Raw genomic sequence first — 13,008 nt, forward strand, 5'->3', positions numbered from 1 at the left:
CAAACAGAATCTTCAAATCGGCAGCCTCCTCAGGGCTGACGCGAGGAGTCGCTGACTCCGCGTGCCGTGCTTCGTGAAATAGACATACATGCCGGTCCGGTACAGGTTGTTCTTGCCGACCGCAGCGGTACTGGTGCTCTCCTTGTGTTCGGCGACACTCGTCCCGACCGACGCGACGCCCCAGCCACCGGCGCGCAGCCGCGTGCACAGGTCGACGTCCTCGAAGTAGAGGAAGAAGCCGGGGTCGAATCCACCGATGGACCGGAACGCGTCGCCCCGTACGAGCATGCAGAACCCGGACACCCACGCGGTCTCGCGCACCTGGCCGGTCGGTTCGACATCGAGATACTCGAGCATCCGGAACTTCTTGCGCAAGGGTGTCGCCCGAGCCAGATACTGCTTCAGGCGCCTCGGCACGAGATGGTCGACCTTCAGCGCCCCCAGCCATTCCTTCGCGATGCTCGGCTCGGGCCCCGCCGAGATGCCGAAGCGCCCGTCCGGGTATCGCATCAGCGGCGCGACCACCCCCAGCTTCGCGTCGGCCTGCAGGGCGTCCACGAGGTGCGCGAAGGACTCGGGGGTGAGGTGGCAGTCGGGGTTGAGGAGAAAGTAGGCGTCCGCGTCGGGGAGGGTCTCCGCCGCGGCGTTGATCGCCTTGCCGAAGCCCACGTTGGGCAGCGAGATGACCGGATACCCGAAGGATTTGGCGACCTCGACGCTGTCGTCCGTGGAGGAGTTGTCCACGACCACGACCTGGTCCACCGGCAGGGCGCCCAGGCAGCCCAGACTCAGGGGAAGCTCCCGGGCCGAGTTGTAGGAGACGATGATGGCTGCGATTTTCACTGTCGACCCGCAATCGCGTAGGCGTCGAGGTACGAGCGGACCGTGTCGTCCCAACGGAACGTCCGCTCGATGTGTGCGCGGGCACGCCGACCACGCTGCGCGGCGTCCTCGGGGGATGAGACTGCGGCCCGGACGGCCGCCGCGATCTCGTCGGCCGTCGACGCGGTGTACAACATCGAGGCGTCACCGCGTACCGACTCGGCCGGCCCACTCGACGTGATGACGGGACAGCCGAGGGCCATGGCGTGCGCCACCTTCATCAGCACTCCGCCGCCCACGATCGACGGCACGACGACGGCGTGGGCGTCGAGCATCTCCGACCGGAGGTCGGGCACCGCACCGGTCACCACCACCCTGCTGTCGCTCTCGCCGAGGCCGACCACGTCGGCGGAGGGCTCCGCCCCGACGATTCTGAGTTCCGCCTGCGGCAGGTGCTGCCATACCAGGGGCATCACCTCGCGGGCGAGAAACTGAGCGACGAGTGCGTTCGCGCGCCGCCACATCGCCCCGGCGAACACCAGTCGCGGTCGCTCCGTCGCCGGCGGCGGCGACCAGGACCGGTCATCGATGTGGATTCCCGGCCGTGCCAGCACGGTGTTCGAGTTGTATGCCGCGGCGACCGCGAAGTCGGCGTCGGACAGGGTGATGACGGCGGCCGCCTGCCGGATCGCCGCGCGTTCGAACCGTCGCGTCCGAAGCAACTCGGCGAGACGGTACGGCCGTTCCAGACCGGACGACGCCCGGTACGACTCCAACATGACCTTCTCGGTGATGTCGTGCAGGCCCAGCACCGACGCGGGGCTGATCCCGACGACCTCGGCGGACTGCAGATACTCCGAGTGCACGACATCGGGCCGGATCCGGCGGATGAGCTCGGCGGCCTCTCGGGTCGCTTCTCGCGGCCACGCCTGGCGGAGCCAGGCCGGTTCGAGTCGGAAACGGTCCCGGTGGCTCGGACGAGCGGTGACCGTGGCGGGCAACAACGTGTACTTCAGGTCGTCCCGCTCGGATGGCGCCGTGTGCTCCGGCGAGTAGACGAAGAGGTCGACCTGTTCCGCCAACCGCGGGGTGAGCTGCACGATCGTGTCGGCCGCGGCGTGGAAGTGGTGCGCGTTGGGCGCGAACGGGGTGAGCAGGAGGACGCGCATCAGCCCAGCCGCTTCAGAAGCGCCGTGACGAACCCTTGCGCGACCCGTCCCTGGGCCGCAACCCGCTGGGCGGCCTCCCGGAACTGCTCGGCAGACGCGGCCGCCGCGGTCGCCGTGCGGTAGAGCGTCTCGGCATCGACGTCCGGTGGCACCAGATACTCGGTGAGTCCCAGGTCGACGAAGGCGTCATGGACCTTCCGCTCGTACGCGATGGCCACCGTCGGAACGCCGATCGCCACCGCCAGGAGGGCCGCGTGCAGGCGGGTGCCGAGGACGAGCTGGTTCGTCGCGAGCGACTGCAGCCAGTCGCGGAGGGCTCCGGCGAGGGGTCGGCTGCCGTCCAACGGGGTCGAGTCCAGGTCCAGCAGGTCGCGGAAGTCGCGCTCGTAGATGACGCGGTCATCCTCGCCGTGCGCTCCACGACCGAAGGCCATCGGAAGGAACGTGCCCGACCACCCGTCCTGGCGGAGCCGAGCAGCACATCCGGAGGTCGCCGCCACCAGTGAACTCTCGAGGTCGGGCGCGAGCGGTCGCATCGACAGCGCGAAGCGGCGGCCGGAATCGACCGGCTCCAGATCGGGCAACGGCAGGGTGTAGGCCATGTCGCCGATGACCTCGGCGCCGGAGCCGAAATGCGACGCGGTTCGCTGATCGCGCACACCGACTGCGACACAGGAGGCGCCGATGAGACGAAGCACCTGACGACCCAGCGGCGTTCCTCCCTCCCGCACACCGACGCCGACGGTGGCGACGGGCGTTCCCGCCAACTTGGCCATCGCGATGATCCTGCCGAACATCGGCAGGGTGCCCGGCCAGGACAGGTTGGGGGAACGCTCCTGGAAGACCGTTCCAGGGCCGAGGAGAAGCAGGTCGCACGACTTGATCGCGCGCTGCACCGCGACCTGGCGCTCCGAGGCGCCACGGGCCCGCAGTACGGGCATGTGCTCCGTCTGCACACCGTGGAGTTCGGCGACCCGGTCCGGGTTGGGGGAGAAAACCACGAACGACGAGTTCTCCTTGACCGCGCGGACGCAGGTGATGAGCGAGTGGAGAAGGATCTCGTCTCCGAGATTGTCCGATCCGAACCACCCGACTATTCCGACCCTCACATGTCCTCCGTCGTTGCCGCCTACAGTTGGCCTGCGGCCCTTCGTTGTGCCACAAATCTGGCGGTAGCCAGAGCAAGGATGACGCCCCCGATGGTGAAGGACGCCGAGGCGGATTCCATTACGGCCAGCAGTCCGGCGAGCGCCCATGCCGCCGCCGCAACGCTTCCGAACGAGATGAGGACCGGCCACACCAGTTCTCTGATCCGCAAGAACCACAGCAGCGACCCGGCCACGACAAGCTCGTTCAGCACCATCGCACAGGCGGCGCCGTAGGCGCCATACCTGCCGTCCAGGGCGAGGTTCAGTCCGACGCTGCCGCAGATGCTCAGCACGAGCACCACCAACCGGCTGGCGGCACGGCCCCGGGCGAGCAGAATGGCGGACAGACCAAAGTTGGCGAATCGCAGTGCGAGGAACAGGGTGAGCACCATCGCGAGCTCGGGGATGTTCCCCGCCTGGTCGCCGAACAGCACCACGGTCGCGATCGGAAGGCCAATGAACATGACGCCGGCGGCGCCCTGGCCCGCGAGTCCGAAGAAGTGAAAGACCGTGAGCGGGTCGTTCGCCTGGGCGGTCCCGGAACCCCGCCGTGGCGCGGCATAGGCAAGGGCGCCGACGCCCATGGACGCCGCGACCTGGACCGCCGGTCCGATGATCGCCGCCGCCGAGACGTATTCCCCGACCTCTGCGGCGGTGACGAAGAACGCGAGCACGAAGACGTCGCCGCGGAAGTAGAAGAGACCGAGGAGGTCGGAGGCGAAGTACGGCAGCGCCAGCCTGATGTGGTGGGCCGAGCGGACACCCCGGGAGGCACGGAGCGACGGCAGGATCCGCACGATGAGAACCGCGGCAATTGACCGGAGGACGGACGCCGTCAGGAAGTAGACGGCAGCGTCATGGAGGGTGAGCCCGTTCATCAGCCACACGTCGGCCGCGCACGCGCCGACGAGCAGGAGGCCGGTGGACGTGTTCGTCAGCGGTTCAGCCCAGGCCGAACGGGTGCCTCGGATGAGCACCCAGGCCGTCTCGTTCCACTGTTCGAAAAGGCTGGCGACGAAGATCAGGAAGAAGGCGAGTTGCGCTTCCGCGGGAAGAAGGACGTCGATCAGCACGTACCCGAGGGCGGCGGCCGCCATCAGCACGGCGAGGCGGCCGCCATGGATCCGGGCGACCACGGGCGGCGAGACCGTCCCCGCGGCGGCCTCCCTGGTCAGGTGGGTCGGCAGGCCGAGAGAGAGCGCGGCGGCGGTGAAGGACGCGGTGAGTGTGGCCAACCCGTAGAAGCCGACGGCCTCGATGCCGGCGCCTCTGGTCAGGAACGCCATGACCACCAGGGTGGTCAAGCGCGTGGCCAGGGTGGAGAGCCCCAACAGGCCCGACACGACCGTCAGGGAGGTGCGCCGCCCCGCCGGCGCCCGGGCCTCAGTCGCGACCATGGCCAGTCGCAACGGCCGAAGACCCTGTCCTGGCGTAGAAATAGCCCGCCACGAGCGCCAACATCAGGAAATAGGGTCCCTGCAACAGCCCCCAGCCCGTCATACCGATAAGGACGAGACCCGGCAATGCGCTGACCAGAACCCTGGGTGCCAGTTCCGAGGTCCGCGAACGGAAGACGGAGCGGATGGCCGCCGTCGCGGTCCGCACGAACGGTAGCCAGAGGAGCAGCGCGCCGACGATGCCCACCTCCGCGGCGCTCAGCAGTAACACGTTGTGCACGGGCACGCCGCTGGCGGTGAGTGGGTCCAAGGCGCCGGCGACGGCGACGTAGCTGTTGGGTCCCACCCCGGCCCACGGATGCGTGCGGATCACCTCCCCGGCGACCAGGAGGAGGTGTTGGCGGGAGCCCCCACCGGGGTCTGCCATGAATCGCTCGATCAGCCACGGTAGCGATGCCACGCCGAGCACGCCGGTAAGGCCGATGACCACGAAGTACCTCTTCTGCCACCGCCCGGTCATCAGCTCGAGCAGCATGAAGATGAGGATCATGGAGACCACGGCCGCGAGAACCGTGCGACTCTGAGTGAGGGACACGCCGACAAGGACGACACCGAGCGTCGTCCAGGCCACCCATCGTTCCCGCACCGTCCGCTGCGGCAGGGTCAGCGCGCACAGACCGCAGAAGAACAGCAGCTTCGCCAGCTCGCCCGGATGGCTCGTCAGGCCCGTGGCACGCCCGAGCACGTCGAGCGCCTGTTGGCCGGAAACACGGCGCAGCGGAAAACCGAGGACCGCCGCGGTGATCGCGCCGAGTTGAAGCCACGCCACGCCCGCGAAGGCCCACAGCAGGATCGAGTGCCGGCGGTCCGCACGCTCGGCCGTGGCACCGATGGCGAACACGATCGCCGCCGTGCAGAAGTGCAGCAGGCCGCTCAGGGTACGCAGAGACGTGTCCCAGGCGAGCGCGGCGAACAGGGCCATCCAGCCGAGGAACGGCACCCACAGGAGGAGGGCGCGGACGAGTCGACGACGCGTGTGCACCGCAACCAACACCAACGCCACAGCGATCGCGATGGTGTACGAGTACAGCGTCGGCGTTCCGGTCGCCACACCGGCGTAGATGACGACGTCGGCGGGAGCAAGGGCGATCGGCACCAGTCCGAGCGTCGCCACCAGGAGTGCCAATGCGGCGACGATGCGCTGATCCGGATCAGACCACAGGCCCCCGGCGAGCGTCCGGCCGGCCCGGATCAGGCGCGTGAACACGCTCGGGGGCCGATGGCGGCCCGACCCACGGAGCCCGTGGCTCTCGCCGCCGGGGTCGGCAGCCGGGTCAATTGTCCGGATTGGCTCCTGACCGCCGCTGTGCCACATTGCCGGAGCATGGCGTGGATCACCCTGGGGATGACCGTAGGCCGTACCGGTGAACATGACATCTCCGTATCAGCCTGGTCGGCCAGTCGCTGCCAGGGCTGCGCTGGTCGTGCCGTCGTGCGGGGGATTTCGCTCACGCCTTGAGGGCGGAGTCCAGAACCGATGACGGATCGGTCCGGGCCGAAGCGAGGCTTCGCGCGCTCATCATAGAGGCCCGCCACCACCCGGCCTGTGGCGGCTGATGCTCAGAAGCGTGCGTTGTCGCGAACGGAGTTGACCACGCGCCGGATGACGTCCATCCACTCCACCGGCGAGGTCATCCGCAGCACGAGCTGGCGGTCGATGGCACCGTCCGGGTTCGAGCGCCAGAAGGCGACCACGACGACGCCGTACGCGTTGGCGCCGTCCAGCTTCACGGTCTCGACCAGGACCACGTAGGGCCCACCGATGCGCCACTGCAGGCCCCACGCCTCCTCCGCCTTACGCAGGGCGACGCGCCGCTCCTCGGTGCAGTCGCGGCACTCACGGACGATCAGCTCGCCGCCGATCTCCTTGTTGTCGCCGATGGAAGCGCCGCAGTTGTACTTGACCTGCCCCTCGGCGCTGCCAGCGGGGTTGCACGCCCAGCCGGCCGGCGCGGTGAACCCGAAGCCCAGGCCGTCCGGGGTGAGCGTGCGCACCGCATCGCCCTTGCCGAAGACGGGCCATCTGGGCCAGTCCCCCGGCCGTGGCGGCTCGATGCCGGGCTGCTGGGGAGCTGCGGTCGGCAACCCGGCCGGCGCGCCGGCCGCGTCCGCGCCGGTGGGTGAGGAACTCGCCGTCGGGTCGGTCGTGTCTCCGGACCTGGTCGTCCAGACGACGGCACCCACACCGCCGACGAGGACCAGCACCAGCGCGGCGGCCCCGAGCCAGAGCCCGGTGCGGCGACGGGGCGGCTCGGACGGCTTGATCCGGCGGTCCGATGCGGCGAACGGGTCGTACGAGGTCACCTCGGCCGGCGGACCGGATTGCGGTACCGGAGAATGGGGCGTGCCCGAGACGGGCTGCGCCGAGACCGGCTGGGCCGACACCGGGTGCGGTGGGACCGGCTGCGCGGAGACCGGACCGACCTGGATCGCCCACGGCATGACCGGCGCCCCGGACGTCGGCTGGGGCGCGCCCGAGACCGGCTGCGGCGGGTTGGGGATCGTCTGCGGGGCACCGGAGACCGGCACGTCGGCGCCGATCTCCGTGGGGACCGGTTGGTAGTCCGCACCGAGCGCGCGGAGCAGCTTCTCCGCACCCGGCCCGGCCTCCGCGGGGTACGCGACCCAGGGCGCGTCGGCCGAGAAGTCCGCGTAGGCGTAGGACTGCCCGCCCGGTTGCTGCGCCAGCGAGTCCGCCATCGCGGCGAACGCCTCCCGCCAGCGAGGGTCCGCGGCCACGGCGCCCTCCAGCACGGCGACCGTGACGAACCGGCCCTGCGAGTCGATGGCCGCCCACGCCTTTCCGACCACGGACCCGCCCAGCACGTGGGTGAACCTGTACGGGCCAACCGGCTGCATGCCCTACTCCTCTACTGAACCGCCGTGCGGATCCTACAGAGCCGACGCTCAGCCCTCCGCCCGCCCGTCGCCGGCCCGACACAGTTCGGGACGGCGTATCCGAACCGTGACGTGCACTGTGGAGGCGAACGGTGGCCCGCACCTACCGGTGGCGCCACGCACTGGCGCACCTCGGGGATCACCCGTCCCGACCACTTGCTTGTGAAAGTTTTCATGCATAGAGTCGCGTCATGAATGAGGGAACTGCCGTCGCCCCCGGCGAGCAGGTGCTGGACCTGTTCCACGGGGTCCGGCTCACCCCCACCCAGCGCCGGATCGCGCACTGCCTGGTCCAGCACGCGCCGGCCGCGGCCTACCTGTCGGCGGCCGAGGTGGCCGAGCTGGCCGGGGTCAGCCAGCCGTCGGTCACCCGGTTCGCGGTCGCGCTCGGCCACGACGGCTACCCGGCGCTGCGCCGCCGGCTGCGCGAGCTGACCGCCACCTCCCCCGCCGGGCCGGACGGCGCCGGCAACGAACTCCAGCAGGCGGTCCGCGCCGAGATCGGCAACCTGGACCGGCTGGCCGGCCAGCTCGCCGACCGGGAACGGATCGCCGAGAGCGGCCGGCTGCTGGCCGCCAGCCGCCCGCTGCCGGTGCTCGGCCTGCGGGCCGCCGCGCCGCTGGCCGCGTACTTCGCCTACTTCGCCGCCAAGGTGCACCCCGACGTGCGGGTGCTCGACGACGGCGGCAGCCTGCTCACCGACCGCCTGGAGCAGGCCGCCGCGGCCGGGGCCAGCGCCCTGCTGGCCTTCGTGCTCCCCCGCTATCCCCGGGAGACCCTGGACGCGCTGCGCGAGGCCCGGGCCGCCGGCCTGCGCGTGGTGGCGATCACCGACTCGCCGGTCAGCCCGGCCGCCGAACACGCCGACCTGGTGCTGCCCGCCGCGGTCGGCGCGCAACTCGTGTTCGACCTGCACACCGCCCCGATGACGCTGGCCATGGTGCTGCTCCAGGCGATCTGCGACGCCGCACCGGCCGAGACCCAGCGCCGGCTGGAGGCGTTCGAGGCGTCCGCCGCCCGCCGTCAGTTGTTCCTCTAGAGGAGACCGAGATGTCCCAGGTTGTCCGCGCCGCCCGTGGCGCCGAGCGCACCGCCCGTGGCTGGCCGCAGGAGGCGGCGCTGCGGATGCTGATGAACAACCTCGACCCGGAGGTGGCCGAGCGCCCCGAGGACCTGGTGGTCTACGGCGGCACCGGCAAGGCCGCCCGGGACTGGCCGTCGTTCCACGCGCTGGTCCGCACGCTGACCGACCTGCGCGACGACGAGACCATGCTGGTGCAGTCCGGCCGGCCGGTGGGGGTCATGCGGACCCACGAGTGGGCGCCCCGGGTGCTGCTGGCCAACTCCAACCTGGTCGGCGACTGGGCGACCTGGCCGGAGTTCCGGCGGCTGGAGCAGCTGGGCCTGACCATGTACGGGCAGATGACCGCCGGCTCGTGGATCTACATCGGCACCCAGGGCATCCTCCAGGGCACCTACGAGACGTTCGCCGCCGTCGCCGCCAAGCGGTTCGGTGGCACCCTCGCGGGCACGCTGACGTTGACCGCCGGCTGCGGCGGCATGGGCGGGGCGCAGCCCCTCGCGGTCACCATGAACGGCGGCGCCTGCCTGATCGTCGACGTGGACCGCGGCCGGCTCGACCGCCGGGTGCACGACCGCTACCTCGACGAGGTCGCCGACTCCCTGGACGACGCCGTCGAGCGGGCCCTCGCCGCGAAGCGGGACCGCCGGGCGCTGGGCGTCGGCGTGGTGGGCAACGCGGCCACCGTCTTCCCGGAGCTGCTGCGCCGGGGGGTCGCCATCGACATCGTCACCGACCAGACCAGCGCGCACGACCCGCTGTCGTACCTGCCCGAGGGGGTGGAGCTGGCCGACGCCCGGGACTACGCGGCGGCGAAGCCGGCCGAGTTCACCGACCGGGCGCGGGCGTCGATGGCCAAGCACGTCGAGGCGATGGTCGGGTTCCTCGACGCCGGGGCGGAGGTCTTCGACTACGGCAACTCGATCCGGGGCGAGGCGAAGCTCGGCGGGTTCGAGCGGGCCTTCGACTTCCCCGGCTTCGTGCCGGCGTACATCCGGCCGCTGTTCTGCGAGGGCAAGGGGCCGTTCCGGTGGGCGGCGCTCTCCGGCGACCCGGCCGACATCGCCGCCACCGACCGGGCCATCCTGAGGCTGTTCCCGGAGAACGACTCGCTCGCCCGGTGGATCCGGATGGCCGGCGAGCGGGTGGCGTTCCAGGGCCTGCCGGCCCGGATCTGCTGGCTCGGCTACGGGGAACGGGACAAGGCCGGGGTCCGGTTCAACGAGATGGTCGCCTCCGGCGAACTCTCCGCGCCGGTGGTGATCGGCCGGGACCACCTGGACTGCGGCAGCGTCGCCAGCCCCTACCGGGAGACCGAGGCGATGGCCGACGGCTCCGACGCGATCGCCGACTGGCCGCTGCTCAACGCGCTGGTCAACACCGCCAGCGGGGCGTCCTGGGTGTCCATCCACCACGGCGGCGGGGTCGGCATCGGCCGGTCCATCCACGCCGGGCAGGTCTGCGTCGCCGACGGCACGGCGCTCGCCGGCCAGAAGATCGAGCGGGTGCTCACCAACGACCCGGCGATGGGCGTCATCCGGCACGTCGACGCGGGCTACGACGACGCCCGCGAGGTCGCCGCCCGCACCGGCGTGCGCGTGCCGATGGCGGAGGGGTGAGCGTGTCCGACGAGCTGGTCGGCCGGTTCCGCGCGCTGTGGGACGAGATCGCGCCGATCGGGCGGGACGGGCGCAGCGGCGGCTACCTCCGCTACGCGCTGACCGAGCCCGAGCTGCGGCTGCGCTCCTGGTTCCGGGACCAGGCCGGCCACCGGGACATGCCGGTCACCGACGACGGCAACGGCAACCTCTTCGCCTGGTGGGGTGACCCGGACGCGGGCGACGCGGTGCTGACCGGCAGCCACTTCGACTCGGTGCCGCACGGCGGGGCGTACGACGGGCCGCTCGGCATCGTCAGCGCGTTCCTCGCGGTGGACACGCTGCGGGCCGCCGGCGTCGCGCCGGTCCGGCCGGTGGTGGTGGCCGCGTTCGTCGAGGAGGAGGGGGCCCGGTTCGGCGTACCCTGCCTGGGCTCGCGGCTGCTCACCGGGGCGCTGTCGCTGGACCGGGTGGCCGGGCTGCGCGACGCCGCCGGGGTGAGCTTCGCCGAGGCGCTGGGCGCCCCGCCGGCGGGCGACCGCCCCGAGCTGCTGGCCCGCTTCTCGGCCTTCGTGGAACTGCACGTCGAGCAGGGCCGCGCGCTGGTCGAGACCGGCTCGCCGGTCGCGGTCGCCAGCGCGATCTGGCCCCACGGCCGCTGGCGCTTCGACTTCCTCGGCGAGGGCAACCACGCCGGTACGACCCGGATGGCCGACCGCCGCGACCCGATGCTCACCTACGCGTTCACCGTGCTCGCGGCGAACAAGGAGGCCCGGCTGCGCGGGGCGCACGCCACCATGGGCCGGGTGACCGTGGAGCCGAACGCCACCAACGCGATCCCGTCCCGGGTGACCGGGTGGCTGGACGCCCGGGCGGCCGAGCCGGAGACGCTCGCCGGCCTGGTGGCCGCGGTGCACGGCAAGGCGGCCGAGCGGGCCCGCCGGGACGGCACCGAACTTGCGCTGGCCGAGGAGTCGGCGACCCCGCTGGTCGGCTTCGACGCCCGCCTGGCCGACCGGCTGGCCCGGCTGCTCGACGCGCCGGTGCTGCCCACCGGGGCCGGCCACGACGCCGGCGTGCTGGCCGCCTACCTGCCGACCGCGATGCTCTTCGTGCGCAACCCGACCGGGGTGTCGCACTCCCCCTCGGAGTGGGCCACCGACAACGACTGCGCCGCCGGGGTGCGGGCGCTGGCCCGGGTGTTGGAGGAGCTGGCATGCCGGTGAGGGCGAGACACCCGTTCGGGCAGCTCGCACGGGCGCAGCGCCGCCCCGGCACCTCCCCTGGTCCGGACGCTGTCGAGCTGCCCTCATGGACGGGACGGCGGGACGAGGCGGCTGCCTCGTTGGGCTCTGCGGGCACGTCCGTGCAGTGCCGCGCACCTCGGCGGACCGGCGGGGCACCGGACCCTGCGGTCTCACACGCGGGGCAGCTCGACAGGAGGCGAACGAGGTGACTGCGACCCACTGGCTCGCCGAGTACGCCTGGCTGCCCGAGCATGCCGAGCCCACCGCCGACGTGCTCATCGAGACGAACGACGGCCGGATCACCGCCGTGACGCCGTTGACCGTCGGGAGCCGGCAGCCCGCGGGCGTCGAGGTGCTCGGCGACGCCGTCCGGCTGCCCGGCCTGACCCTGCCCGGGCTGGCCAACGCGCACTCGCACGCCTTCCACCGGGCGCTGCGCGGGCGCACCCACGCCGGCCGGGGCGACTTCTGGAGCTGGCGCGACGAGATGTACGCGGTCGCCACCCGGCTGGACCCGGAGTCGTACCTGGCGCTGGCCCGGGCCGCGTACGCCGAGATGGCGCTGGCCGGGATCACCTGCGTGGGCGAGTTCCACTACCTGCACCACGGCCCCGACGGCATCCCGTACGCCGACCCGAACGCGATGGGCGCAGCGCTGGTGGAGGCCGCCGCGCAGGCCGGCGTCCGGATCACCCTGCTGGACACCTGCTACCTGACCGCCACCGTCGACGGCCAGCCGCTCACCGGCCCGCAGCGGCGGTTCGACGACGGCGACGCGGCGCGCTGGGGCGACCGGGCCGCCGCGTTCACCCCGGCCGGCGGCCACGCCCGGGTCGGCGCCGCGGTGCACTCGGTGCGGGCGGTCCCCGCCGAGCAGCTCAGCACGGTGGCCCGGTGGGCGCGGGAGCGCGACGCGCCGCTGCACGTGCACCTGTCCGAGCAGCCGGCCGAGAACGACGCCTGCCGGGCGTTGCACGGCTGCACCCCGACCCGGCTGCTGGCCGAGCGCGACGTGCTCGGCCCGGCCACCACCGCGGTGCACGCCACCCACCTGACCAGCGGCGACCTGGGGCTGCTCGGGGAGCACCGCACCGGGGTCTGCCTCTGCCCGACCACGGAACGGGACCTCGCCGACGGCATCGGCCCGGCCCGGCGGATGGCCGACGCCGGCGCCCCGCTGAGCCTGGGCAGCGACAGTCACGCGGTGGTCGACCTCTTCGAGGAGGCCCGCGCGGTGGAGCTGGACGAGCGGTTGCGTACCCGCCGGCGCGGGCACTTCTCGGCCGTGGAGCTGCTGACCGCGGCCACCGCCGGCGGGCACGCCGCGCTGGGCTGGACCGACGCCGGACGGATCGCCGCCGGGGCACGGGCGGACCTGGTCACGGTCCGGCTGGACAGCGCCCGCACGGCCGGCGTACCCCCGGTGGGGGTGTTCTTCGCGGCCGGCGCGGCGGACGTCACGCACGTGGTCGTCGACGGGCGCCCGGTGGTGCGCGACGGGCGGCACCTGACCGTCGACGTGCCGGCCGAGCTGCGCAGCGCCGTCACGGAGGTGACCGGGTGAGCGCGAGGAGTGCGCCGGTCTTG

10 protein-coding genes are annotated in these 13,008 nt (G+C 72.1%); 4 read left to right on the forward strand and 6 right to left on the reverse strand.

The window, feature by feature from the left end; genetic code table 11:
• Positions 1-12: 12 nt before the first annotated feature.
• The 6 genes from AC1WTP_RS11880 to AC1WTP_RS11905 all read right to left on the reverse strand — a co-directional run bounded on the left by AC1WTP_RS11880 (position 13) and on the right by AC1WTP_RS11905 (position 7,455).
• The gene (locus AC1WTP_RS11880; RefSeq protein WP_481649279.1) at positions 13-843 is read right to left on the reverse strand and encodes a glycosyltransferase family 2 protein; all 831 of its coding nucleotides are present in this window, start codon (positions 841-843) and stop codon (positions 13-15) included.
• Positions 840-1,991: a glycosyltransferase gene (locus AC1WTP_RS11885; protein ID WP_481649280.1), complete on the reverse strand. Its 1,152-nt coding sequence runs from the start codon at positions 1,989-1,991 to the stop codon at positions 840-842. The genes AC1WTP_RS11880 and AC1WTP_RS11885 overlap by 4 nt, the downstream gene beginning before the upstream one ends.
• Positions 1,991-3,100 (reverse strand): polysaccharide pyruvyl transferase family protein, encoded by a 1,110-nt coding sequence (locus AC1WTP_RS11890; protein ID WP_481649281.1) that lies wholly within the window; start codon positions 3,098-3,100, stop codon positions 1,991-1,993. The genes AC1WTP_RS11885 and AC1WTP_RS11890 overlap by 1 nt, the downstream gene beginning before the upstream one ends.
• A 20-nt stretch (positions 3,101-3,120) precedes the next feature.
• The gene (locus AC1WTP_RS11895) at positions 3,121-4,536 is read right to left on the reverse strand and encodes an oligosaccharide flippase family protein (RefSeq protein ID WP_481649282.1); all 1,416 of its coding nucleotides are present in this window, start codon (positions 4,534-4,536) and stop codon (positions 3,121-3,123) included.
• Entirely contained in the window at positions 4,523-5,968 is a 1,446-nt protein-coding gene (locus tag AC1WTP_RS11900; protein WP_481649283.1) for an O-antigen ligase family protein, read from the reverse strand. Before AC1WTP_RS11900 ends, AC1WTP_RS11895 begins: the two co-directional genes overlap by 14 nt.
• 188 nt (positions 5,969-6,156) lie before the next feature.
• Positions 6,157-7,455 (reverse strand): hypothetical protein, encoded by a 1,299-nt coding sequence (locus AC1WTP_RS11905; protein WP_481649284.1) that lies wholly within the window; start codon positions 7,453-7,455, stop codon positions 6,157-6,159.
• Positions 7,456-7,685: 230 nt separating this feature from the next.
• Between AC1WTP_RS11905 and AC1WTP_RS11910 the strand changes: the two genes are divergently transcribed.
• From AC1WTP_RS11910 to AC1WTP_RS11925, 4 genes are all read left to right on the forward strand, one after another.
• A complete protein-coding gene (locus AC1WTP_RS11910; protein WP_481649285.1) occupies positions 7,686-8,534 on the forward strand; it encodes a MurR/RpiR family transcriptional regulator in 849 nt (282 codons plus the stop codon).
• 11 nt (positions 8,535-8,545) lie between these two features.
• Positions 8,546-10,195 carry a urocanate hydratase gene (gene hutU / locus AC1WTP_RS11915; RefSeq protein WP_481649286.1) on the forward strand — a complete coding sequence of 550 codons (1,650 nt, stop codon included), beginning with the start codon at positions 8,546-8,548 and terminating at the stop codon, positions 10,193-10,195.
• Between the two features lie 2 nt (positions 10,196-10,197).
• Entirely contained in the window at positions 10,198-11,400 is a 1,203-nt protein-coding gene (locus AC1WTP_RS11920; RefSeq protein ID WP_481649287.1) for an allantoate amidohydrolase, read from the forward strand.
• A 226-nt stretch (positions 11,401-11,626) separates the two neighbouring features.
• The gene (locus tag AC1WTP_RS11925; RefSeq protein WP_481649288.1) at positions 11,627-12,985 is read left to right on the forward strand and encodes a formimidoylglutamate deiminase; all 1,359 of its coding nucleotides are present in this window, start codon (positions 11,627-11,629) and stop codon (positions 12,983-12,985) included.
• Positions 12,986-13,008 lie beyond the last annotated feature (23 nt).

The organism is Micromonospora sp. R311 (genome assembly GCF_056780015.1).

Bases quoted from the DNA above. Each gene is read 5' to 3' on its own strand.
- AC1WTP_RS11905 (WP_481649284.1), bottom strand. From the start codon at position 7,455: ATGCAGCCGGTTGGCCCGTACAGGTTCACCCACGTGCTGGGCGGGTCC.
- AC1WTP_RS11900 (WP_481649283.1), bottom strand. From the start codon at position 5,968: ATGTTCACCGGTACGGCCTACGGTCATCCCCAGGGTGATCCACGCCAT.
- AC1WTP_RS11885 (WP_481649280.1), bottom strand. From the start codon at position 1,991: ATGCGCGTCCTCCTGCTCACCCCGTTCGCGCCCAACGCGCACCACTTC.
- hutU (WP_481649286.1), top strand. From the start codon at position 8,546: ATGTCCCAGGTTGTCCGCGCCGCCCGTGGCGCCGAGCGCACCGCCCGT.
- AC1WTP_RS11895 (WP_481649282.1), bottom strand. From the start codon at position 4,536: ATGGTCGCGACTGAGGCCCGGGCGCCGGCGGGGCGGCGCACCTCCCTG.
- AC1WTP_RS11910 (WP_481649285.1), top strand. From the start codon at position 7,686: ATGAATGAGGGAACTGCCGTCGCCCCCGGCGAGCAGGTGCTGGACCTG.